24 protein-coding genes are annotated in these 24,076 nt (G+C 54.9%); 5 read left to right on the top strand and 19 right to left on the bottom strand.

The window, feature by feature from the left end:
* Positions 1-241: 241 nt before the first annotated feature.
* The 6 genes from SJQ66_RS11325 to SJQ66_RS11300 form a co-directional block, all read right to left on the bottom strand.
* Positions 242-649: a hypothetical protein gene (locus SJQ66_RS11325; RefSeq protein ID WP_320534304.1), complete on the bottom strand. Its 408-nt coding sequence runs from the start codon at positions 647-649 to the stop codon at positions 242-244.
* A 40-nt stretch (positions 650-689) separates the two neighbouring features.
* A complete protein-coding gene (locus SJQ66_RS11320; protein WP_320534303.1) occupies positions 690-1,181 on the bottom strand; it encodes a hypothetical protein in 492 nt (163 codons plus the stop codon).
* A 20-nt stretch (positions 1,182-1,201) separates the two neighbouring features.
* On the bottom strand, positions 1,202-1,534 hold the full coding sequence (locus tag SJQ66_RS11315; RefSeq protein WP_320534302.1) for a hypothetical protein: 333 nt from the start codon (positions 1,532-1,534) through the stop codon (positions 1,202-1,204).
* A 725-nt stretch (positions 1,535-2,259) separates the two neighbouring features.
* Positions 2,260-2,625, bottom strand: coding sequence for a type II toxin-antitoxin system VapC family toxin (locus SJQ66_RS11310; protein WP_320534301.1), 366 nt, complete (start codon positions 2,623-2,625; stop codon positions 2,260-2,262).
* Complete coding sequence (locus tag SJQ66_RS11305) at positions 2,619-2,837, bottom strand: ribbon-helix-helix protein, CopG family (RefSeq protein ID WP_320534300.1); 219 nt, start codon at positions 2,835-2,837, stop codon at positions 2,619-2,621. Before SJQ66_RS11305 ends, SJQ66_RS11310 begins: the two co-directional genes overlap by 7 nt.
* 342 nt (positions 2,838-3,179) lie before the next feature.
* On the bottom strand, positions 3,180-4,727 hold the full coding sequence (locus SJQ66_RS11300; RefSeq protein WP_320534299.1) for a methyl-accepting chemotaxis protein: 1,548 nt from the start codon (positions 4,725-4,727) through the stop codon (positions 3,180-3,182).
* Between the two features lie 370 nt (positions 4,728-5,097).
* On the opposite strand from SJQ66_RS11300, the gene SJQ66_RS11295 reads away from it, so the two are divergent.
* Entirely contained in the window at positions 5,098-5,466 is a 369-nt protein-coding gene (locus SJQ66_RS11295; protein WP_320534298.1) for a hypothetical protein, read from the top strand.
* 452 nt (positions 5,467-5,918) lie between these two features.
* Here the strand turns inward: SJQ66_RS11295 and SJQ66_RS11290 are convergent, their stop codons facing one another.
* Positions 5,919-6,410, bottom strand: coding sequence for a PGDYG domain-containing protein (locus SJQ66_RS11290; RefSeq protein WP_320534297.1), 492 nt, complete (start codon positions 6,408-6,410; stop codon positions 5,919-5,921).
* 138 nt (positions 6,411-6,548) lie between these two features.
* On the bottom strand, positions 6,549-6,869 hold the full coding sequence (locus tag SJQ66_RS11285) for a hypothetical protein (RefSeq protein ID WP_320534296.1): 321 nt from the start codon (positions 6,867-6,869) through the stop codon (positions 6,549-6,551).
* 784 nt (positions 6,870-7,653) lie between these two features.
* Here SJQ66_RS11285 and SJQ66_RS11280 point away from each other — a divergent pair.
* A complete protein-coding gene (locus tag SJQ66_RS11280) occupies positions 7,654-7,902 on the top strand; it encodes a hypothetical protein (RefSeq protein ID WP_320534295.1) in 249 nt (82 codons plus the stop codon).
* A gap of 55 nt (positions 7,903-7,957) precedes the next feature.
* Here the strand turns inward: SJQ66_RS11280 and SJQ66_RS11275 are convergent, their stop codons facing one another.
* The 5 genes from SJQ66_RS11275 to SJQ66_RS11255 form a co-directional block, all read right to left on the bottom strand.
* On the bottom strand, positions 7,958-10,279 hold the full coding sequence (locus SJQ66_RS11275) for a sbcc family protein (protein WP_320534294.1): 2,322 nt from the start codon (positions 10,277-10,279) through the stop codon (positions 7,958-7,960).
* A 25-nt stretch (positions 10,280-10,304) separates the two neighbouring features.
* Complete coding sequence (locus SJQ66_RS11270) at positions 10,305-10,880, bottom strand: hypothetical protein (RefSeq protein ID WP_320534293.1); 576 nt, start codon at positions 10,878-10,880, stop codon at positions 10,305-10,307.
* A gap of 160 nt (positions 10,881-11,040) precedes the next feature.
* A complete protein-coding gene (locus tag SJQ66_RS11265) occupies positions 11,041-12,348 on the bottom strand; it encodes a metallophosphoesterase family protein (RefSeq protein WP_320534292.1) in 1,308 nt (435 codons plus the stop codon).
* A 65-nt stretch (positions 12,349-12,413) separates the two neighbouring features.
* A complete protein-coding gene (locus tag SJQ66_RS11260; protein ID WP_320534291.1) occupies positions 12,414-13,727 on the bottom strand; it encodes a recombination directionality factor in 1,314 nt (437 codons plus the stop codon).
* Positions 13,724-13,993, bottom strand: coding sequence for a DUF7696 family protein (locus tag SJQ66_RS11255; protein WP_320534290.1), 270 nt, complete (start codon positions 13,991-13,993; stop codon positions 13,724-13,726). The genes SJQ66_RS11260 and SJQ66_RS11255 overlap by 4 nt, the downstream gene beginning before the upstream one ends.
* A 638-nt stretch (positions 13,994-14,631) precedes the next feature.
* Here SJQ66_RS11255 and SJQ66_RS11250 point away from each other — a divergent pair.
* The 3 genes from SJQ66_RS11250 to SJQ66_RS11240 all read left to right on the top strand — a co-directional run bounded on the left by SJQ66_RS11250 (position 14,632) and on the right by SJQ66_RS11240 (position 16,507).
* A complete protein-coding gene (locus SJQ66_RS11250; protein ID WP_320534289.1) occupies positions 14,632-15,237 on the top strand; it encodes a DUF1845 domain-containing protein in 606 nt (201 codons plus the stop codon).
* A gap of 102 nt (positions 15,238-15,339) precedes the next feature.
* Positions 15,340-16,095: a hypothetical protein gene (locus SJQ66_RS11245; protein ID WP_320534288.1), complete on the top strand. Its 756-nt coding sequence runs from the start codon at positions 15,340-15,342 to the stop codon at positions 16,093-16,095.
* A 10-nt stretch (positions 16,096-16,105) separates the two neighbouring features.
* On the top strand, positions 16,106-16,507 hold the full coding sequence (locus tag SJQ66_RS11240) for a bactofilin family protein (protein WP_320534287.1): 402 nt from the start codon (positions 16,106-16,108) through the stop codon (positions 16,505-16,507).
* 122 nt (positions 16,508-16,629) lie between these two features.
* Here SJQ66_RS11240 and SJQ66_RS11235 read toward each other — a convergent pair whose 3' ends face one another.
* The 6 genes from SJQ66_RS11235 to SJQ66_RS11210 all read right to left on the bottom strand — a co-directional run bounded on the left by SJQ66_RS11235 (position 16,630) and on the right by SJQ66_RS11210 (position 24,071).
* Positions 16,630-18,339, bottom strand: a complete 1,710-nt coding sequence (locus SJQ66_RS11235) for an ATP-dependent helicase (RefSeq protein ID WP_320534286.1) — start codon at positions 18,337-18,339, stop codon at positions 16,630-16,632.
* A gap of 50 nt (positions 18,340-18,389) precedes the next feature.
* Positions 18,390-19,277 (bottom strand): ATPase, encoded by an 888-nt coding sequence (locus SJQ66_RS11230; protein ID WP_320534285.1) that lies wholly within the window; start codon positions 19,275-19,277, stop codon positions 18,390-18,392.
* Between the two features lie 220 nt (positions 19,278-19,497).
* Positions 19,498-20,145, bottom strand: a complete 648-nt coding sequence (locus tag SJQ66_RS11225) for an IncC plasmid conjugative DNA transfer DtrJ family protein (protein ID WP_320534284.1) — start codon at positions 20,143-20,145, stop codon at positions 19,498-19,500.
* A 227-nt stretch (positions 20,146-20,372) separates the two neighbouring features.
* The gene (locus SJQ66_RS11220; RefSeq protein ID WP_320534283.1) at positions 20,373-20,891 is read right to left on the bottom strand and encodes a hypothetical protein; all 519 of its coding nucleotides are present in this window, start codon (positions 20,889-20,891) and stop codon (positions 20,373-20,375) included.
* A gap of 10 nt (positions 20,892-20,901) precedes the next feature.
* Complete coding sequence (gene traD, locus SJQ66_RS11215) at positions 20,902-22,755, bottom strand: conjugative transfer system coupling protein TraD (RefSeq protein WP_320534282.1); 1,854 nt, start codon at positions 22,753-22,755, stop codon at positions 20,902-20,904.
* Complete coding sequence (locus tag SJQ66_RS11210) at positions 22,752-24,071, bottom strand: TraI domain-containing protein (protein WP_320534281.1); 1,320 nt, start codon at positions 24,069-24,071, stop codon at positions 22,752-22,754. Before SJQ66_RS11210 ends, traD begins: the two co-directional genes overlap by 4 nt.
* Positions 24,072-24,076 lie beyond the last annotated feature (5 nt).

Raw genomic sequence — 24,076 nt, 5'->3', positions numbered from 1 at the left:
ATGCGTTTTGACACAATCTGGGCCAATCAAGGACAATCTACCTGAATATTTTCGAGCTAGCATTGTGGGGCCGTTCAGCGATCAGGGAAGCCCGCCGTTGGAACGGCTGCAATTACTCCGGCACCTGACGGACGAGCTAGGCGTGCAATCCGGCCTTTTTTGACACTCGTGCGTCGGACTCCGTGAGGCAGTTAGCGGGCGCTTTGCTGACGTTCGCTCCGCCATAGCCAAACAGGCTTATTTAGTGAGGATTCAGCGCACGTTCAAGATGCGGCTGAAGTTCATCGAGGTATGCGTCCACGTCCGCATCCTGCTCCGCCCGGGGTGCCTTCTGTGCAACGGTGGCCAGAGGCCAGTTGATCATCGTTGCCGACTTCATGATCGCGTCAAGCAGCGTCGGCAGGGAAATCCCCGGATACCGGCGCTCTAGTTGCCCCGTACGCACGGCATAACGCACAAGGATCGGCGCGACGGATCCGGTGGCCATGAGGTCCATCGGATCTTCAACTGCACCTAACTGCTCGAAAGACATAGCGCGGACTTCATCAAGCTCAAATTGCTTCATGGTTTCCTCCGTGGTGTTTTGTTTCACTTCATCGTCTTCAAACATGGCGCGGAAGGCTTCTTTTCGTTCGTCAGCTTGCATCATCGTTTCCCCGTTTCCGATGCTCGTCATAGCCTGCGCAGTGTTATGCGGGAGTACGCTTGATCGTAAGACGGTACTCAGCGCCGTGGCTGTCGGTCGCGATGGCAGTTGCGGTGTCGAGCGGTACTGTTGCATCGACGTGCTTCTGCCAGTCCGAATCATTTAGATCAATCACGACGTGCGCCGTGTTGTCAGCGTTGAACGCTACGACGGTAGCGACCAGCGTGAACTGGCCGTACCCATCGCTGCTTTGCCGCAGTTGGCGCGTTCCAACAAACGTTTCTGCCTGGTAATCCGCTTCTACGCCATTATTGATCGTTGGGCTGTACTTGATGATATCGATGCTCGCCATTGGCACGGTCTTGGCATCCTGCCACTTGCCGTTTGCGCAGATCACCGGCTGATGCGATGCAGTCTCACCGAAAATACCGTTGTTCTCGTCGGCGCATTTTGTATCCACGACTTGCGCAGCATGTGCAGTTCCCAGCGTAGTAGCTATCGCCAGCATGGATGCAACCAGTTTTGCTTTATACATTTCGTTCTTTTCCGGGGTGTTCAGCGAGGGTTAAAGCTCTGGTAACAAACCCCGGCCAAGAATTCCTTGAGGCCGTCGAGCGACACATCCCCTGACCCGGCGTAGCCTTCCTTTATGTAGTTGTCTGCCATAATCGCCAGCTTCACGTCCATCTGCGTCGGCGGCTTCAGGCGGTTGAGCGTTGCTTCGACCGGCTCCTGTTTATCCAGCGCATCCGTTGCCACGCCGACTGCTTCGATGCCTCGCGCCTTGCACAGGTTATATCGTTGGGCATCGATGCTGAATCCATCTGCTGCGAACGTGCTTCCCGATGCCAGCGCGGTAACGAGAACTGCAAGAGTGTATTTCTTCATTTCGGGTTTCTAATTCCAGCTACCGGCCGGAGTGCGGAGCGCTCACGCGCTAAGGTTTTTTCCTATGCTAACGTTGTGCGTTCGAACATAGGCTGACTACATGTAGCGCACTCGTAGACGGGATATCCTTTAACATCCGTTCCGACTTCGATTAAACCTGTCGTATTCACCGACTCCCATGGGGCAGAATAGGGCTGATCGTTCTCTGAGATCGTCTCTTTCCCTGAGTGATCATTTGGGCACGAGAAGTGCCGGTACGTTCGCATCGTCATATTGTTTCCCGTTGTGTCAGTGGGAGCGGTTTGCGCTGTAACGCCAATCGATTTCGCGCTCGCCCGTAAAGTCGCGGATTGCTTGCGTCGGTCCGATGGCCCCCGCGTAGCCTTGGTACACGTGTGAACGCACAATAAAGTTTGACACAGGCGCCTCTTTGAAATCAAACCTTTACCCGAATCACAAGCAATCGCCAACAATAATAATGTTTGACACAAGCCCGTTTAAAAGAGTCTTTTGACAATTTCTGCAACAATAGAGTTTGACACAAAGTTGAGACCTTTCATCTATGTGCCACTTGGTCTCTGCGCCCGTTAATTACTGGTTTCAATGCGGCTTCGTGTCAAACTTTATTGCTTTGTGTCTGACTTTGTTGTTTTGTGTCTGACTTTATTGTTTTGCCACATCCACTTGCAAGAGTCACCTTTTTTGTCATATCACGCCTCCTTTTCCTAGATCTTGTAGGGAACCCTAACGCCCGGTTCTTCAGCCGGAAAGTCTTTCGTATTGCGGGACACGAGCAACATCGAATACACCTGCGCCGTTGCCCAAATGATGGCATCTGGAAGACGAACTTTCCTTGCTTTGCGAATTTCGACCGCGCGATTCGCTATGGCACTGTCAACGGCAATGACGTCGAACGAGCCCAACCATCCTCGGATCGACTGCTCTTCCTCGATGGAAGCTCCTACAAGAACCTCCATCCACGTAATCGTGCTGATTGCACGATATTCATACCGTCCCAACTCCTTCTTCGCGGCAGCTATGCCGCTGAGATAATCGATTAGAATATTAGTGTCAAATAGCGCCTTTACCATTCGGAGCGAAGTTCCTGTTGGTAAGTCAGACCGTCGACCTTCCTGCTCTGCCACAGTCCAAATACGTCCGTACCAAGCACGCGTTTCCTTTGAGCAATGTAAGCCTCAATGGCATCACGAATGACAGCCGCACGGGGACGTTGCTCCGCTTCCACAATCACCGCCAAGTCATCGATCTGCGAATCAGGCAGATCTACGAGGATTCTGCTCATAGCGATATTCCATTGTATATGATATGCATATCATATATCAATCTCTAAGTCTCGGCAAGTGTGGAATTTTTCTAGGGGTGAGGCCTTTATTGAGTTTGGGCTCATCCTCCCATATCTCGTAATATGCTCGTTCTCGAGTCTTGTTACGAGAAAGAAGGCGCTTGGCATTTTTTTGCCGCCCGAGCTACGTAATGCTCACTTCCTCGGAAAAATTCAAAAGACGCTGATTAGTTACGCCAAGTGCCGCTCTAGTGGAAGACCATAGCGGCGATCGCCGCGGCGTCAGCGGCCGCCACGCACCAAGACTTTCAATTCCGCAGCGGTAGCTTTGGTAAAACGCTACTAAACAACAAATACCGCTACGGCGTCCCGCAAGCGGGCCGCCTGATGGTCCAGCGACTGTGCGGCGGCGGCCGCCTCTTCAACCAACGCCGCGTTCGATTGCGTGACGCTGTCAAGCTGTCGAATCGCCTTGCCGATTTCTGCAATACCTTGCGTTTGATGCGACGAGGCTTGCGCGATATCGCGCATGATCTTTGTCACCGCGTCCACCGAGTGCAAGGCGTCGGTCATGGTCGTGCCGCAACGCTCGACCAGTTCCGAGCCTTGCTCGATGCGCGCGGTCGACGCCGTGAGCAAGGTCTTAATTTCCTTGGCGGCTGTCGCGCTGCGCTGCGCGAGGGACCGTACCTCGCCAGCCACCACGGCGAATCCACGCCCGCCTTCGCCGGCGCGTGCGGCCTCCACTGCGGCATTGAGGGCAAGTATGTTGGTCTGGAACGCAATGCCGTCAATCACACTCGTGATGTCGGAGATTTTGCGTGAACTCTCGTTGATGCCGCGCATGGTTTCGACGACGTCGCCAACGGCACGCCCGCCGCGCTCGGCCGCCTCCGATGCAGTGTTGGCCAGGACCGCGCCCTGCTCGGCGTTCTTTGCGTTGACTTCCACCGTGCTCACCAGCGCATCCAGGCTTGCGGTCGTTTGCTCAAGCGCGGCAGCTTGTTCCTCCGTCCTCACCGAGAGGTCGTCGTTGCCCGATGCAATCTCTGTCGATGCAACCGCAATAGATTGCGTGGAGCGCTTGATGTCCGCGATCGTGCGCGCCAGCTGCGCGCGCATCTCCTTGAGCGAGAACAGCAGACTACTCGTGTCACCCGGCCGCATGTCAATGTCCGCGGTCAAATCGCCCTGCGCAATACGCTGTGCAACACGCGCCGCTGCGGCCGGCTCACCACCGATGGATCCATACACGTGAGCCGATACGCGCCAAGCGACAGCGCCGACCACGAGTGCAAGCACGACGAGCATGGCGGCCGACTTGGCTAGTCCTTTATAGAATTCGGCATTAATGTCATCAACGTATTCCCCTGCGACGAAATCCATTTGCCATGGTTCAAAGCGAGCAACATAGCCAATCTTGGGGCTCGGTTCCGTTGCGCCTGGCTTGGGCCACCAGTATTCGATATAACCTTCGCCGCGAGGCATGGCGCCGGCAGCAGCGATAGATCGGTACATATACTGTCCGCGTGCATCCTGGAAGCCGGACATGTCCTTACCGTTGACTTGCGGGCTCAAGGGATTGTTGATGACGACCGAGTTCGTACCAACGGTTGTGACATAACCACTGCTACCGTATCGCTGTGCACCAATCGACTCGATCGCACGTGATTTTGCTTGCGCTTCTGTAAGCTTGCCGCTGCTCACCTCGTCGGCATAAAACTTGGCAATGCTTGCTGCGGTGTCGACGACGTGTGCGAGATCCAGCTTGCGCGAGGCGAGCTGGCTATTGCGCAACTGAAGTGAACTGATGACGGCCTGCAGGGTCAACGCGAGACAACAAATGAACAAGGGAAGAAGCAGTTTCTTGCGCAGCGTGAGGGAACGCATGGTGGCTCTCGTATGAATTTGTTTTGCCCTACCCCGGTAGCGCGCGAATGGATCCGGCGCCTGGTGTGAACCGGTCGTGTCGCACATCGCGAGACGGGTCATACTGCTTAACGTCCGTTTCAAGGTGGAACTTTACCTTTTTTATGCGCTTATTTGATTGTGAGGGTGCTCGTGCGATGTGTGTTGTCTACCGTGCGCTGACAGCGTTCCCGACCGCCTCAGAAATGAGACGTGCCGCTGATGCAAGCAGCGTTGAACGGTGAAAAAAACTGCGCGCCGATCGATGCTTTGTCTTGACACGCGGTCTTCGCGTGATCAAATTTCTTCGTCCGACTAGAAATGGTAGGGCTTCACTAAAAATGGGAAAAAAATGAAATATCTTATCGATCGCACCTTCAGGGCAATTCCCCGTGATTACTATCTCAGGCACTTCTATTTATCGTTGATAGTTCCTGCTGGATTACTTTGGGTACTCCAATCTTTGGACGACTTTCATTTCCAAAACGGCGTGTATGTGGCCCTCTTTTTCGCGCCGATGTGCGCGTTAGCACCCTACGCGCACTGGGCAGCCGATCGACTACTGGCTGCATTGAAAGGCAACCATATACTGGTGGTCCATCCAATCGCCTACGCATTTTTTTTATTTTTTAAATATTGTTTCTGCTGTGCTGGCGCGATCTACCTTGCGCCATTTGGCCTCGTGAACCTCTATTTCGCGAGCGGCAAGACACGACCGTGAGGCTATCGTGCACTTCACCCGAGCGTCAGAGGCTCGTGGGAGATTCGGGACATCTAGTCTCAGTCCCGGAATCATGAGAATGGCTATTGAGGAATAGTTCGCTTTATCCTAATATAAAAATGCGACGACACCTGATCTATTTAGAAACTATCCAGCTCGCCATTAAACATAACTACGTGAAGCGTGAGGAACCGCGATGCGTCTTATCGATCGCAGCCAAAACGAAAAGATATTGCGGTTACGGGGTATTGAATGTTCGCCTTAAGAAATCTTCATTACCAGAGCATCTAACGAGATGACCGCTCGCAAACCGCTTTTAGTACAGTTAGGGGAACAGCGCCCTGAAGTTTTTGAGATAGGAAAACATCGCTTTTGCCTGCGGCCCAAGTAGATCCGCAAGCGGCCACCGTGCATCGGCAGAATTGACGCCAGCGATTCGTCACGGTTATCTTTTAAGGTGTTTCACAAAACTCATACGTCGTGTTAAATGCTTCCGGCTGAATACCGTACACGTCGCATTCATTCTCGCGAATCAGGTAACCGCCAAATTTGATTCGCATAAACTCCCCCCACGGAGCAATGAACTCAATAGCACGATCAATACGCACACACTGAACTGGCTGCGCAGTGGGTATGTGGGTGATGAAGCCTGCTGCGTCCTTGCTACTGTCAATGCTTTTGTATTTTTCAATGAAACGGTCTCGTGCCACAACATACTGCTCGCCATCGAGATTCCTAACTACCATATCGCCGTCTTTTGCTACATTCGAGGTCTCCAAGAATCCCCCCAACTTTGTAGCAATCAACTCACCCGCGATAGCAGGCCGAGCATGCACTTTCGAGGACTTGCGGCACCAGCGTGCGGAGCCAACTCTTTCGTTGAAAATCGCAATAGCATCGACCATTTCGAATTGTGACGCATTGGTCAGATCCGTTTCGGGCATCTTTTATCTCCTTAGCGCATTGCTTTCCCAAATTAGCGATCAATCAGATCCCGCCAACCAATCACCTTGGGAAGGCGCTTGATAGTTGGAATCTTACTTCTATTGACTTACCGCAAGCTGCACATTGCATTGAGCAGGTCACTTTTCATGAAATTCTTGACGCGGTGCGTCGCGAAAATCACCGTGGCCGTTCGCGAAGGTATGCTCAGGGATACTACGATCAATCGGCAGCAAGGTATTTATCGAGCTTGATTGGGTTGCTACGCAGTAGAAAACCCGCTCCTCATCCGCTCGCAATGGACGCACTGTACTGTCGTCGCTATGGAAATACACGCAGCACATTGCGGATTCATCCACGTAGCCAAACAGAAATTCCCTTGCGTTACTAGCGTTGCGTAGCATGGAATAAGCCTGCTCAATGTTCTTGACTTTCAGCGAAACTTTGACTGCTTTCATCATATATCTCCAAATGGGCCCGTTGAATTAGCGCCATAAACGGGTGTGGACTGAGGGCGATTTTAGGCGCTTAGGGGATCGCCAACCACATAAACCAAATCGAAACCGTTTCGTCGTTCGCTTCGATAGGCCGCGTAACGCTTATGATCGAAAGAGTAAAAAAGCGTTGAGTAATTTGGATGGTGAAATGGTATTTATCGTTGCCAATACCATACCTATCTGCATACGGTGCTCTACTAATGATCTAAGACACCCGCGAAGCAAACTACACAGACCGCATTTCGACTTTTCTCCATTTGCATATTATTAGAAGCGGTTTTCGAAGATCTAGCGAATGAACTCTGTCTTTCGAAGCTTTCGAATCATCAAAAAGGACAAAAACGAGGAATACGCGCGCGGCGGTCGCATCCATCATCGCCAACGCGACCTAATAAACAGGTGGATCACATACTACATGGTTGCGTTACGGATAATCAATTTAATGACACACCAGCTACGGCGGCCGGTGCCTTGACTTTCCGTATGCGTCGATAGGATCAAAACATCGACCACCCACGGAGACGTTATGAACTGTCATCTCTCGAGCTTTCAGCCTGTTCACGGCGGCCACGACAGCCAAATCCCAATCGCACTGCAGTACCGCATTGGGGTTGTATTTTCACCCTACACTTTGGCGATACTTCAGCTCACTGCCACGCATACAGACATCGCAGTATTGCACGTCAACGAGAATCTTAGAAACGACGTAGTGAACCGCATATTGTCGCGCGAACTTGCAGGAATCCAGATGAATCGGGTGAAGCTTGTCATCGGTCAAGGTGATGGCGCAAAGCAATATGCGCTCGAAGTCGACACGCATGATTACGTTCGCCGTAACCCATCCATCAAAAAGGAGCGACCCGCGCGAGGGCGACCACTATCGAACATCGAGATCTCGACGGACTCTGTATATGTGGGCGCGGTGAATTTTTTAACTAACGTCTGTGATGCGATCGAGCTACCCCGTGTCATCTTCCAGCAATTGGCAAACGAATAAAAAAAACCTGCACCCCAGGAACGGGTGCAGGTTTCCGACTACGTGCTGCTGCCGATTATAGGGCTAAACTCGCCACGTTAATGACAGCGTCCGCCTCGCAAATGATATCCGGCGTGTGGGAAATATAAAGCTCCCGCTCATAGCCACCGCGCTTGAGAACCGCGCGCTTCATGCGAACGAATTGCCGCTTTCGTTCTACATCGAGCGGGCCGTCCGACTCATCAACAAACGAAGTACGGTATGGCTTGCCCGCGTTTTGCGCCAAATAGATGGCGATGCTTCGAATCAAGCACTCGTTAATCCATACCTTCTCGCCTCCCGACATCATCGTTACAGGAATGCTTTCACCAGAATCGGCGTCGTGCACCAAAATTTCGAATCCCTCGCGCAGCTCGCCAGAGGCGATTTCACGCTGTGTTCGAATCTCCACCGTAAAACGGCTGCCATAACACTCAAGTAGCAGATCATTTGCAAGCTTCGCAAGCGAAGGACCTGCATCGTCGATCGTCAAAGCCACGATGCCATTTGCGCCAAGGCCTTTCGCGAGTAGTTTCCAATGCGCTATTTCGTTCGACAGCCGATCTGCCAATGCTTGGGCAGAACAGAGCCCCTCCAGCTTACGGGTCAACATGCGGTCCTCCTCCTGCCTGAGTAAGTGATCACGTACAGTGGATTCAATCCGAGCGTCAAGGACTGCAGCCGCCGCCCTTGCCTCGCGAATATCGCGATCTAACTTCGCAATCTCCGCACTCGCGTCGCCGGCAGACAAAATGGCAAGCTCGCGCTCGACATCGGCCTTCTCCTTGGCCAAGCGGACTCGCTCAGCGTCAGCTTGCTGGGTTGCCGCCTGCCTTGCGCGGCTAATCACGCCGAGCTCTGCAGACGCGTCCTTCAAGCACCGTTCCGCCTCGACAAGCAACGAGCGCTTCGCATGCAATTCACTGGCTTGAAGCCAACGTTGACGGCTTTTCTCCAACGTGATTGTCACGGTCTGCAGCTCCTTTTGCTTGTCCAGGAATTGCTGCGTAGCAGTGGAAAGCGGCGCAGATTCATCGCGATATTTTGCGAATTTGGCACGGAGTGCATCTACCGATACCTGTTGAACCTGTACCTCGACCGCAGCGGCATGCGCTTGCTTCAGCAATGGACACCCATCCCGAATGGCCATACTTCTACAGGGAACCGCCTCAATTACTGATGCCTGATGCTTGAAGGTTTCCAACAATTGCAACTTGGAGAGGCCTTGGTTTTGCACGTCAGCCATCAAACCTGTGAGCTCGGTATGACGTAAGCGCTTCACGTCAAACTCAGCAAGTTCCCGCTGAAGCCGCACAAGCTCGGTCTCTGCCTTCGCGCTAACCTCCCTTTCACGTTCGACGATACGAGCCGCTGCCAATACGCTATCGCGCTGCAGTAGTATCGCTTCGTGACGGCGCACGGATTCTTGCAGGGCCACCTGACGTGAATCGAGCGAAGACTGCGTGTTTTTCGCAGCTTTATCGAAGGCGTCTGTTGCGAGAGCGATTTCTTTGCAACGCGCGCTCAGTTCGTTTCGACGGGCGGTTGCCGTCGCACTATCCTTATGTCTTGCAACGGCTTTGGCGTACTCAAGTTGAAGTCCATCCAGGGTTTGCGATGTTTGACTCCGCTGGGCCTTTAAGGATTTTGCGAGTTCCCCTAGGTGGGCGAGTGTGTCTGCTAATGCGACACGCGACGCTTGAGCAGATCCCAGATCACGAAGGGTTGCTTGCGTGACGTCGAGTTCGACGCCAAGCGCTTTTGCGACCTCATTTGCTTTCGCAGAGTGCTTGAGAAGATCATCGATCTTGAGTAGGTCGGCTAGGAGACCTTTGATCTCGCTGGCACCATACGCCGACAATGGCCGTCTATTTTGTGCAGAGAAAACACTTGTAAAAAAAGACGCCATTGTCCCGCATACCGCTTCAACACATCGGTCATAGGTGTCAGCCTTGCCATCAGATTCCGTTCCGTCTGGTGCCCTATAAGGTATCCAGACACCAGAACTGTTCATCTCAGTTAAGAAGTATTCCGCCTTTCCGGTCTTACCCGGCTTACGGAACACGAAAGTCGATCGGTATCGCTTCCCAGCGTGAATCCAATCCAGTTCCTTTAAAGCTTGAGGCGCGCACAAATGATCCCAATACGAAAACGAATCTACAGAAAGTTTCGAGGTGCGGGAGGGCATTACCCGATATGGGTGCAGATTATCCATAATCGTGGTCTTTCCCGATCCATTCGGTCCGGTTAGAGCGATCAGACCGCAAGGAAGGTCCTGTAAGTCGAGTTCAAGTCGATCACGCTTCAAACCGTTGCGAATCCCGACAAAGCCGTCCAGAACGAGTTTCAAGGGTTGCATGAGAGTTCTCCTATGAAATGTTGACTCAATCGGCGTTGCCGAGGTCTGAGAAAAGAGATGTTTGCTGATTCGCCTCCCATAAAGCGGCTTCGGCTTCCAAATCCAAAGTGCATACAGATTGCGAGGTCTCGGATGCTTGCTCATCCTGAGCGCTTGACTCTTGCGCCCGTACCAGTAGCCCAGCAACGGCTTGGCGTACCTGTTCGGTAACAAGTACGAATTGCTCACGAAGCCGATGAAGAAATGCATCCCAATCCGGCGCCTGCACGAGTGCGGTGAGCTCTTGCTGGGACCATTGGTCTTTGAGTCCGTTTTCGAAAGACCAAATCAAATACTGACTGTCGATACTCGGCACAACAGCGAGCTGCGTGCTGTCAGAGTTGGTCAAAACGAGTATGTGATTGCTTTGCGCAATCAGACATCCGCGGCCTGGACCGAACGGCTCATGGTGAAGGCAAGCCATATGGCCTGCAATTGAAGCGAGATCGCGCGCGACAAGGATGACGTCGCGTCGGCAGTCTAGGAAGCTGGCCCATTTCTGGCCGGCGGGATAAAGACCAAACATATGAACCTCACGAAATTTACGCGAGGCCGGTCCCATTGCGGGAGCGTCCCCGCAAGGGCTAACAAAGATTGATGCATTGAAACGTCGATGCGCTAGCGCGCGGATGAACCTTGTTTCGATAGCCCAACGGCTATCGGAACACGGCTGTGCTCAAGCACCAATGCAGGTCGAGTACATTGGTGCCAATTGCTGCTTTTCAAAATAGGCTACTAAATATCTCGTCTTCATCGTTCCCGATTAGACCAGCTTCTTCGACCACCGATTCCGACATTACGCCGTCGGCTCGTAGATCAGCAATCACCTGTTGCGCTATCGAGTCGGCGTCTGCCGCAAACATGAGATCAAGACGTTCAACCAATGGCTTGGCATTCACGTCTGCGACTTCGGCCCAACGCTGCAGCTTGGCGTCGAGCCCGAACGCCACACTTATACCCTCCGCCCTGCTGCGCGTAACTGGGAGGATGCGTCCTTCAAGCTTCAACTCGGCCGCATCTTTAAAAAGACGCTCTATCTCTTTCCGATCAACCGCTTGTCGGTGCTCCTCGTCGATTTGCCAGCGAACACGCACGAATTTGTCGGCCGAGGCAGCGGCAAGTTCGACCAAGAGATCCATGTCCGGCAAGCCGTTGCAGTCCACCGTGATGGTTTTCCGAGAAGGTGTTGGGATCAGTTCGTAGGTCGCGTCATCCTCATCGACATTCCACAAAAGGAAACCTTTTTGTCCAATTTCTCCGTAGTGGAACGCGCCGATGGAGCCGGCGTAAGCGACCGTCTGGCCCTGCTGCGTCCAGGACTGGCTTAAGTGGATATGGCCGAGCATGAACGCTGAGCATCGCGCGTCGAATAAGGCATTCGTGGAAAATTCATTATCGAATCCGGCCATGGACACGCCATGCTCGGTTTGGCAACCCACCACGGTCCCGTGCGAGATTCCGATCGTTGCAAATCCGGTAGAACGTAGCCGGTCATTAACAAGGCCTGCGTCGCGCAGGTAGTCGCCAAGTATGTCCGCAGATGCAGTAGCGGCCTCTTGAGCCCCGACGGCAAGTGCCACGCGTCCCTTGTGAAGAGTGGGAAGGCACGTAGCGACCACGCTAGGATTACGCATAAAAAGGGTCGTTATCTCCGCGGCGTCGAAAGTCGGCCCCTTGGAGACGATGAACTCCTTGCCCACTAGCGCTGCCTGCATGACGCGATTCGCAACAAGAATCGGGTATTCACCAAACATATAAGTGAAATTGTCCAGTGTCCCGGGAGGTTCATGGGAAAAAGTGCCTTGCAGCATGATTACTGGCATCGCGTTTGCGAGGCGATGTATTTGGGTAGCCAGGGCGTTCAACGCCGGCGAGTGCGCATCCAATCGGTGATCGGTTGCGTCTCCAGACACGACGGCTAGGCTCGCGCCGCGTTCGATTGCCGCGGTCACCGCAAAGGAAAAGCAGCGATCTGCTTCGACCAGATGGCTTGGCGAATAATGCAGGTCAGAAAAATGAGCAATCAGCATGATCGTCCTTTAAAAAAAGAAATGGCCACCCCAGGGGCGGCCAGTTAGGGCTTGAGCGCACGCGCTCAGTCGGTAAAAAGATCAACCGTCGGCATTTGAATCAAGCGGTGAAACGCTGGAATATCGGACAGTGCCGCGGCCAACGTTGCATTCATCGCATCGACGTCGCTTGGCCTAGAAGGCCATCCACGCTCGAAGTGTTGCCTTGCATAAGCAGCGAAGGCATTTTTCAAGGCGTCCGTTTTTATGCCTAGGCGCGCAAGCAGGTCGGAGAGGCGATCGTGCTTCGCTTGCAAGTCCTCATATTCAACCGCAGGTGGCTCCGCTTCGGTTGGCACCACATCCATATCGGTATTCACGCTAATACCGGCATCGACGCTCCCCTCTTGCTTTTCATCGACATGCACGGTCTCGCTGACTTCCGAATGGTTGTGAACGAGCGTCAACGAAGGTGGCTCGCCGACAATTCGCGCGACAGGCTCATCGCCTGCGTCAAGCAGTGCGCCCATATCGATTTCAGCATCAAGCACGGTCAGTTGCTGCTTTTGTCGAGTTGGTTGACCTCGCTCATCGAGTCTGGTGATCTCGATCTCTTGCTTTGAAAGCCAGAAGTGCGTGCCAAGTAGCCTACCCCGCGCGATGCGGACGGTTTGCATTGCGGCATATGCCTTCTGCAAGACGTAAATCGAGTTCGTGGGGAGTTCGATCAAGCCGAGTCCTTTTATCTCTGGAATCGCAAAGATGAAGGATGCGGACAGGTTGCACTGGCGGCCTTGGTATTGCGGGCAACGCTCCGGATCGCATACTCCGTCGGGAATCGCTTCGTCTTGCCTGAAAATAACCGTGCGGCCGCCAAAATTGCGCTTTACACGTGAAGCGCGCTCGTCGATCTCCGGCTGTTGGTAGGTCTTACAGTGCCGAATGCCGTTGGCGTCATATTCTGAGAAGAATTTCAAACCGCTCGCCGCCCAGCACGTCATCTGGTTCGGCACGTTTTGCATCCAGTCGTTGAACATGAACAGCACAGGGAAACGATATAAACGTCGCCCCTCGCCACGGTCCTCTCCATACCGATCGAGTATTTGATCGGCCAGAACAGGATTACGGAAATCGGAGCGGCGGCAGACGAAGTACGGTACGTTTTTTGGCACCAAAGCGTTGTTGATGCGAAAACGACTTTCGATGACTTTCCCGATGGTCTCGTAGCTTTCGCCAGCGGCGACCATCTGATCGTACAGATCAACCACCTTTGCGTTTGCACGCAAAGCTGACTTCACGACCTTGATGCCTGGTCGGATCTTGCCAATGATAGGCGGACGTAAGCTACGTTCCTCCACCACACTGCGTGGTGCTATCGCCTCTGAAACAATAGCGTTCATGAAGGTTTCCTCGCTAAGAAAAAGATCGCCGACGTCCGGTATGCTTCTGCGTTGCGCGATATACGCTCAGCAGTCGCATGACCTCGCGTTTCGGTGATATGGGACAGCAATACGCCTCTTTCGCGCTCGGTCCGCGTGGCAGCATCAGCCGCCTCGCATTGTTCACGCCACTGGGGAGAGGAAGTATCGAAATAAGCTCTTTCCTCCGAGATCCTGGAACGGATCACTTCGGCAATACGCGTATCAAGATTGTTTTTAAGCAGCATCGATGAGCTCCGCTGGACAAGGGACGAAAAAAAACGCGCCCCTCAGACAAGAGGAACGCGTTAGGGAAATCTAGGAAGGGGATGACCTAAAAACCCCGTCCCTTCCGGGGACGAGGTTCCTAGGGAGCGCACAGGTGCGCTCATTACTATCGAAGACACATGTTGTCTTCGCGCAGCATGGTCACGCTGCGTAACGGCCCATTTCGAGAAATAGTTCTCGCCGCAGGAATCACGGTTCAGTCAACTGCAGTCGCTCTACCCGAAGGACGGTTTTAGAGAGAGAAACACCCGAGACATCGAGTCCGAGCGAGGTCGCGGCGCAACTGAATGCAAGCCTGCAACGAGTTTTATGACTGAAAGGGAAAGCGGTAGCGATGCGCTTTATCACAAAAGAATCCACACCGAGAGCTATTCGGTCGGAGCATGCTCAACATCAGCACGGCTTGATACAGCAGATGGACTGATCCCAGGGATCGTCTAGGTCGATGCGTCGGTGACGCAGGAAGTAGAGTGAGTATGCCTGTGTTTGCCGTGTTGTAAACAGGCAAATGATGACGAAAATCGTATAGCTTTCGACGGTTGCAAACTGTTACAAAAGCGGACAATTGAAGGCAGAGAGAAGTCACCTGAGGAAGAACATGTATTCGGAATCGCCGGAGTCGTCCAACCCGCCAGCAGGGATCCCTACCTTCAGCTCACCGGGCATCGCGGGGATGATGCCGCCCGATGAAGGAGCGAGCGGCTTACCGGAGATCCAGCGGCTATCGGGCGACTCGCGCCTGGCGCGTATTACCCCGCATAGCCATGTTACCCATACGATCGGCTATTGTTCTCGTTTTGCTCGCGAGTTTATTCGCAGCGACTACAATTTCTGCGCCTCGAAGCTGACGCTCGCTCGCGGCGGTAAGCTTCGCGCGATCGAGGCGTCGTTCAAGAGCACGGAAGAGTGGATCAACAAAACCCTTGACTGGCTCTCTACACGCACATCGCGCACGATGGCGATGACGTATGACCGCATCGAGCTCAATATTCCGCATCCACTCGCGGGGCGACTCATTCGCCTTCTCAACGAGTACGACACCATTTTTGAGCGGTCGGCCTCCGCCGTGTTCTCTGACATGCTGGACGGCGAGTCGCGAAATAATATCCTGCGTAATGCTGAGCGGCGCATCGGCAAGATCCATTTGGTCTGCCAGCCGGATAACGACCGTTTTGATTTCGACGGCACGCTGTTCGAAGAATAATCCGGTGCTGGAAGTCGCCCTCATTGACGCATGACGGCCCCTGCTGCTTGGCGCAAGTGATTTCTCCTCTTTCGATCTCCCGCATACGTTTCGCAATCGCATATGAATTTACGTGAAATCCAGGCGCTGCATGCGCAATATGCCCGTTCCGGCACGGTGATCGACTTGCCCGCACAGATCGCGCGCATGCCCCTGCCCGCCCTTTCCAACACATCTACGCAACGGCCACGTGGTCGAACGAACAACGTTTCAAACGACAAGCGAACGGGATTGTGGCTCACGGCGATGTGTCTCGGTGGAATCGCCTTGGTGGGCCTCGCCGGCGCCGGTGCCGGAAAGCTGTGGAACCACTTAGACCATCATGGCGTGAGTTCGCCTGCAGCGTCTGCCCCTGTGACCGCGGCACGTGCAAGCGTGGCATCTACCGTGGCGTCAGTAGTATTCGCGGCACCGCTCACGCAAGCGAGCGTGATAGCCAACGTGACGCCTCTGGCCAGCGCAGCAACAGCATTTCAGCCCGCACCGATCGAACCCGGCACCGAGGTACGACAAGCGATTGAGGCGTCTGCCCCGCCGCTAGAAAGAACGACAAGTCCGCAGATGCGCCAGGTTCAGCAGTTGGTGGCGCCGGTGGTTGCGACGAGCGTGGATGTCGGGGCGGCCGCCAACGCACCGACTCAGAAGCAAAACGACCTCGCGAAGAGTGCAACGAGCGTCCATTATCACGCCCGTCATGTGCACCGCGATGAAGAAGTGGCGCCACAGCCGACTAAGCAAGCAGACTCTGAGCACACGGAATCTGGAGCTGAGGTGACGCCTATAGCGCAACCGCAAAACCGCGACGTGAAACTGTTCTGAAGGTGAAGATATGGCAATCAAAGAAGACGTAGTGAGCTTGCTATCGGTCGGGATCGATTTGGATGGGAATCTGGTGCTCGATCACGGAATCAGCGTTTTTGGTCTCGTCCGCGGCACCATTATTTCCAGCGTCGGTCTGCTGCATATTGGCGAAACAGGTCGGGTGACAGGTAACCTGGATGGCGAGCATGTCCGAGTGGATGGCACGGTGCAGGGAGACATCCGAGCGCGTGAGTCGATAGAGGTCAATGGCCGGGTCGATGGGACGATTTTCTATTCCGGCACGATTCGCTTAGGTCCACATGCAGTGATTGACGGTCAATTGAAGCGTGTCGGCCGTGATGTCCTGGTCAATCCGGTTGGGGTGTCACCTGAGCCTTCAAATGTCGCTTCCTTGGCTGCTGTTCGCTAGTAGGCGGTTTTTTTAAGGAAGGGCATCAGGTGCGGTCGCGTTGGCAGTTGTGTTGTGGGCCATTGTTCAACGACAGTTAGTTGCAAAATGAGTCGTCTATAAAGGCGATCTCGAAATCCACTTCATTCAATCGCGGCATCCAGTCCCGCCTCCTGCACAAAGCGCGAAGCGATATTTTTTTGGGTCGACGAGACCATGAGGCACTGACGAGCGCGCGTCATGGCCACATAGAAAAGCCGTCGTTCCTCCGATTCCGGACTCTTATCGGCCGGCACGACCGTTTCCTCGGCCCGGCAGATCCAGACGTTATCCCACTCCAGCCCTTTCGAACTGTGCATCGTCGTGAGCAGCACTGCGTCGTCTGCCGGCGCGTTGTTGTCCCGTTTCAGAAACTCGATGCGCTCCGAAAAGCTCCCATTTAGCCGGGTTAAAATCGCATGTATCATGTCGATCGAGCGCACGGCATTGTCTGTTTTGGCATGTGATACCAGCCACTCCTTGGCGCCCTCCAGGACGAGGCTGTAGAACTGCCGTTTCGTCAGATCAGACCACTCGTGCAAGCGTTTCGCCAACGCGCGGAATGCCGTCGCGCCCACTTCCGAGACGCCCTTTTCAATCAGAACCTTCTTCGCGCTCAGACGCGTCGTTGATTCACCACGTAGCAGACGCAGGTCATCCAACCCAAGTTGAGCATGTGCCAAGAGGGTGTCCAGACCCGTCTTCTTCTGTCCTTCGATGAGCAACAGAAGGTTGCAGTACAAAGCGCCCTCAGGTTTTTTCAGAATAGACTTGCCCGCCGCTCGGTAATATTTGACGCCTTGAGCGCGGCAAGCGCCTTCCAGCGCGTCGAGATGCCTGTTCGTGCGCGTCAAGATGGCGCAGGACTGGCCATCAGCTAGCAGAGGCCCCAAATGCGCGACAGCGCCCTCCCCTTCCTCGTATTCGTCGGAGAAGCGGCAGGATAAAAGCGTGCCGCCGGGCCCCTTATGTGCCACGAGTTCTTTCGGGATTCGCTCGGCATTGTGGCGAATCAGGCGGTCGGCCGCAGCGAGAATTTCGCTGCGACAGCGATAGTTACTGCCCAGGACGACGCGCGTTGCATTGAACGTCGCCGCGAAGTCTTCCATGCCACGATAGCCTAGTGCTGCACGAAAACCATAGATACTCTGATCGTCGTCGCCTACCACCGTGACAATGGCGCCGGCCTTGGCATGGAGTTCCACCCATCGGTATTGGAGTGGATCTGTATCTTGAAACTCGTCGACGAGAAGATAAGTGAACGCGTATGGTTCAATGTCACCTGACTCCATGCGTTCGACCGAGAGCCTGAGCATGTCCTGGAAGTCGATCTTACCGTTACGCTCCAGCGCCTCCTGATAAGCCTGATACAGCTTCTCGGACATGCTTCCTTCGTCGGTCCGACCGAAGTTTGTCTTGAGCTGCTCGATAAGGGTGATGGCATCTTCCAGCTTCCATTCGAGCCCGAGGTCCGTCAAAACGCGCATCAAGATGCCCTGCCGATCGCCTTCCGACGCTATGTCGAGCCGACGGCCAGGCCGACTGATCTGCTTATACGCCAGCGAGTGAAACGTGCCAGCCAGCAATCGCTCCTTGGCATCCCTGCCCGCGAGCTTGCGAATCCGCTCACGTAACTCGGTCGCGGCATCCTTGCTGAATGTGACCGCCCCGACCCGTGCGTTCGACTCTTGCAGGAGCATTGCCGCCTTGGTGGCGATCGTGGTGGTCTTCCCCGCCCCAGGGCACGCGATCGCCACACTATTGCGTCGAAGTTCAACTACCTCGCGTTGTCTCGCATTCAGGCTGTCGAGCATATAAGATTGGCTTAACTTTTAGAGAAGTGGGCGCAACGACCTTGGCGAGCTTAGCCGCCCCGCACAGTCAACATCAGACGTGCGTGCGCTTGGTAGCCGCGCACGCCGATCGGGTGGAATTTACGAAGGAATCGGTTGACCTCCGAGTCGACGTCCTCGGTCCCGCGGATGCCATTCCAGACAAGAAAGTCGAAATGATCCATCGTCTGGTCAAAGCGTTGCAGGACGTTCAACACACGCATGGAGAACGGCGTATACACCTCGACATCGCGCTCCAGACTTGCCCGCGAGACGCTCGGATTCATGACGAATCGCCCCTGGGCTTGCATCGCAGCATGCTCACGCTCGCGGTAGGCTGTGGCCACCGTCAGTTGCTCCTCGACGTATGCCTCAAGATCGGCCAATTGCTTTTCGAACGCGTTGTTCAGACCCTTCTCATCCGCCTTGAACGTCTCGCGGCCAAACCGCTGCATATTGAGGCTCATGCGGTTGATGTACGGCCACCATTGCTCGAATAGCGGTTTCATGCGGGTATGCCGCAGTTGCAGCTTGATTTTGACGACCGACGCGCCGGACACCTGCTGTTCGAGCAAACGTCGGCCGAAATCGCGGCGACGGCGAATGACTTCATTGCGCTCCTGCGGGGACATCTCGCGAAATGTCTTACGCGTGCGCTCGACCAATTCGTGGTTCGCCCGTGCTTCATCGGCCGAGAGCAAGCCCTCTCGCTGCAAGAGCTCGGTATCGCTTTTCATTTGCTCCAGTTCGCGCTCGACCTCAGCGTGCCCGCTCGCATCCTCCGCTCCCAATTCAGCGCCAGCACCATCTGCCAGTGCTATCTCAACATGGATAGCGTCGGGCGACGCCGTCTGAGAAATCGCTGGTGAGGCAGCGATTCCATCGTTACGCAGTTCATCGTCTTGGGTAATAGTGCTCATAGCGATCGAATCTTCCGTTGGGGATGTCCGCACGCCCCGCGCGTGCCGATGAACGATATTGTTACGACTTGTGGCGCGCGCTGTTGGGCAAAAGCTGTACAGAATTCGCTGTCATTCGCAGAATTCAGGCGAAAAAAAACGCTCTAAGATTCTCAGAGCGCAAAAGGGGAAAGCTAACTAAAAACCGCTATCATTCGACGCAAATTTCTTACATTACTTTCTATGCGATCACCTGGAAGGATGAAACACTGCGCCATACCAGCATGGCCATCAGGAGCGTTACCGGCCACCAAAGGTACGCCGATATCGTGATAGGGGCCACCAGCAAGCACAGCAGCCCCCCTATCAGCAATACCACTGCGTGACTGGCCAAGTGGAAGATGAGCGGACTGGTCGTGCCGAAGGTACTTGCGCGAATACGCCGACGAATCGCCCCATCTACCCCGGCACCGACATACAGAATGAGACTGCCGACAAGCCAGTGTCGCATGACAACCAGGCGATATAGCATCCGATATGTCAGGCGCCAGAAGTTACGCACCCACCTTTGCCCCCAGGCGGCCATGCCGCCATCGGGTATGCGTGCTCCCCCGTAGCGTAAGCTCGCGGCAACCATCCCCGTATCGACAAAAGCACTTCGAAATGCGGCGTTTGTATCGACTACACTGCCGCGCGCGCGATCGGCGCCCAGCACATCAAAAACCGAGTTTTGTTCTGCATTGGAGATCAGAAGCCACGATTGGTCAGGCAAGAGTGGCTCAATCACTAAGGCCAGCATCGGCAAGATGACGAACCACCATTTGACGTGGGAAAGGTAACGGCTACCCGCCATGAATGCCCCCGCCAAATCCGGCCAGAAGCATCGCATGCTGCCATATCGAGGCGAGCAGGCCCGGGCCATACCGACCGACAAAATAAGCGGGAAACGCTATCACCCCAAATAGGCCGACCCGGAAATGGAGTGGGCGGTAGCGCGCAATCAGCGCCAGGGCATAGCAACGTGCCCCCGCGCCGCCCCGCAGCTCCTCAGGGGGTTGCCCCCCGGGCGAATCAAGTGAGCCTACGTAGTTGAACGCACGTGTAGCCAAGCCGAGTTCAGTGTGGCACAACTTCGCAATCAGGTAAGGCGTGAGCGACATCATAATCCTCGAAATACAACCTGAAGTGTTCGCTTGATAGAGTCCGAGCCGCTAACTGAAGGGCGACCGATCGCTGAGTCACCTCCTCCGGACAACGCTCATCCGCCATTTCGAGGCGGTAGTCACAATAACGCGCCTCGAATGCCGGAACCGGCTCGAACATCGGACACCATATCTGATACTTCTCACCTAACCACGCGACGTAGCGTCTAGCGAAAAGCAAATGGGCGCGCGCGAACAGTCCTCGAGCAAACGCCACTTGCGGCGATTCTTCAGGTGTCGCGTCTTTGTGCGCGGCCAATGCATCAATCAGCATCTCCGCCACAAGCGGCTTGGCCTCGCCTATAAAGTTGTACCCTATGAAGGCGCACACACGCGTGCATACCAGCTCAAGCTCAGGGGCGACCGTGAAAACGGACGTAAACTTTTGCGATATCTTGAAGTCTCGGATGACCTTCTTGAACACGTCTGACATTGCGAAATTCCTATCCAACAATAATTGGGATGCGCCCGTGATACACCGCGCTACCAGAAACCCGCAGGAAGTACTGCAAGTTCGGCAGGCGCTGGATCAGCTCGACTGGGATAAGGGGCACTTTCTCCAAGGTCTCGCTTTTTGAGACACTGCCTGAAAACTCAAGCGCATGAGACTCGCTCCCCGTACCTGTCGAACTTCCCCCGGTCAGGTATCGGATCGCTGTTTCGCCAGCTTTCTCCGAGAACCACTGCGCGGTGTCGGTGTCTTCTAATCGTAAGACAAACTGGTTATTCAAATTGCCCAAAACCTGCATCATTTTAGCGGTCATTCCGAGCCGGGCCTCAATGTCTGAGCGCGATTGGAATGCCACGAATGCCTTGAAGCCCGCACCCCGCCCCTTATTGAGAATCTGAATGACCTGCTCATTGATCGCTTCAGCAAGCTCGTCAATCATCAAGACGACTTCGGGTGGCGAGTCATAAAAATTGTAGATGGCGCCACAGACGGCGGCGACATCCGCAAGAAGCATGGACGCAATGGCCTTGGAGACGACACTGTTGGAGAGCGAGTCCAAGCCGATATAAAGGACTGCCTTCTGGCGAATCACCTTATCGATATCCCAGATCTCGCGCTCGTCATCAAAATCGTCGGCTTTCGGCGACATCATCAGACCCGTCTCACCACTGGCCAGCATCTGCAACAACGGCAACGTGGTGGCGATCACCTTCATATAGTGATCGCGGTCATGCGAGTGGGTTGAAATTAAGCCGTCGATCACCTCATGGCCGAGGTCGTGCGCAGCATAACGTGTGTTGTAGAGCTCAACGAGCGAGTCGACGGGCCCCGCCGCGCGATTTTGCGCCGTTCGCTGTCCATTGGCTGCCGCCTGCGTCTCCCAATCGTGAAAGCCCGCTTCGACGAAGAACTTTCTTAGCGCCCGATCTAGGAGCTGGCTGACCCCCGACTGCGCGTACTTGAGAATCGAGCGCAACGTGGGCTTGTCGCCAATGTATAGCTCACCTTTGACCGATCGGTCGATAAAGAGAAAGCCAAAATCCCGGAATGGTCCTTCTTCCATCAGTTGCGCGATGCGCCCGGGAATTTCCGAGGGCTGGGACCAATTTTCGAGCGGGTTGATCCGCACCGATTCGGACGGCTTGGCCTGATTGAAATACAGGAATTTGCGCCCGGCGCGCTTACATTCCTTTTCGGTCCGCTTTTTCCAGTCGGCGTCGTTTTTTGGGTCGACGATAATCAACACGTCGCCGAGGTGAATCACTTGCGTCGAAATCACCTCGTACGCCCGCGTCTTGCCAGCACCAGTCGTACCAGCTACGGCCGTGTGACCGCCGAGCGCTTTATAGTGCAGCGGGATGGCTTGCTTCCTGTGCTCCATCCCGTAAATCCACGATGCGCCTTGCGGCATCGTGTCGCGTATGCTGTTCTTTGGTGCAAAAACCCGCTCAAGCGCTCTCTCTAAATCGCTCCCAAGCCATTTCGGCAAGCCTGGGATCTCGCTGGTCGGCATGCGCATGATCTCGTGCGCAATCTGACAGTGCTTTTGCGTCCACTCGAAACCGACACCGAGAAACATCGAATCTTTGGCCCGACGCATGCTAGCGTGAGCCTGTAGCAATTCAGCGATACCGATTTTGGTGAGCCACTTGGTCGAAATAGCGAATCGAAACTCAAGCGCTCGCCAGACTTGCCGCCCGCGCAGTGATGCCGCGGCGAGCGCGAGGAGAGCGGTGATCCATCCATACGGCATTCCCGAAAACGGCACCGAAAGCGCGACAAACAGCCAGCTGACCAGCCCCCATGCCTCGTAAATAGGACGAAAATGTGCTGTGTAGTTCTTCATTCGCCCTCCTTTGCCTCTCGTTCGAGCAACACGACGCCAGCATCCGGCGCCAGCACCACCTCGCTACTCGAATTCCCGACGACCAAGCTCTTTTTGCGCAAATGCTCAACCAGCGTGTCGCTTGCCACCCCGTATCCGCCGATTAGACGTTTGGACAGTACGAGCCCCTTCTCGCTCCAACTCACCTTTGCCTTGCCAGCGTCAATGTCCTCGCGTAGTGCGCGAAACAGCTCCTGGATCATTGCGGGCATACCGTGCAGCACGTCGCTCCTCGGCGGTGCAGCGACCGGGACACGCGAAGCGCCCATTTGCGCCGGCGAGAAGACAGCAGGCGCGGGGGCGATTGTCGCGTTTAGCAAGTCCACATTAGGGTTGCTGCCCTCTGCCGGAAAGAGCTCGCCATTCGCGCTGACCTTCGGCGATCGCGCGCCGCTCAGGACTATGTTTTTTGGGGCTTCCTTTATAAGGGCAGACTCGATCGGCGCCGGCGCGCTCGGCTCTGCCTCATTTTTCGGCGCTGCGGTGGCCGCCGCGCTCGCTTCCGGCGCACGCGCAGCATTTTTCGCCCCGACGGATTCCACCTCAGCAGCGTCGGGTATCGTGGCAGCCACTGGCGCGAATACCGCTGCCTGCGCTTTTAGGTCAAAGTCCGACGCGACGCTAACCGCCTGCCGCACGACTTTATGTAATAACGACTCTGCACCCGAGGGCTTGGTCACAGGGTTAATCGCCCCGAACATCTCGGACTGCACCGGCGTATCCAATTGCGCAAGAAGCGAGGCGCCGATTACCCGTTGCGCCAGCATCGCGGTGCGCATGCGTTCGATCGCCAAAGGTTGAGGGCGCAGACGTAACTGAAAGGGACTCCCCTCAAGCCAGGCAGCCATCCCCGTGTCGGTGAGCGGCATCCACTCGACACCGTCACTCAGGCGGATGACCGAGAAATGCCGGTGTGGCTCGTCCAAATAGCTGCAAACCGCCGCGAGGAAAACGCCATAGGTGTACTGCGGCTCAACACGCCTGCGCACTTCAGATGGCAGCGTGGAGCCAAATTTCTGGCCACCCGCGAGCCGCATCGCGTAAAACGCCGTCTCCACCGTTGCCCGTATTGCGCCGCCAGCCTCCCGGTATATATGGGGCGAAAGCGGCGTCGCGTTGAACCACGACACGCAAGCGTCGATAACAGCACGATATTTCCTGTCGTAGGATGCCGCGCTGCTTTCGTTGGCGGCTTGCTTCACGAGCATCAGCCGCTTCTCTAGCCCTTCGAGCAACTCCTCGGCCGTGCGCGCTTGGAAGTGAATCTGATTTGTCATAGTGC

Origin of the sequence: Robbsia andropogonis (assembly GCF_034047095.1) — a bacterium.
GTDB lineage: Bacteria > Pseudomonadota > Gammaproteobacteria > Burkholderiales > Burkholderiaceae > Robbsia > Robbsia andropogonis.
This window is presented reverse-complemented; position numbering and strand designations above follow the sequence as displayed.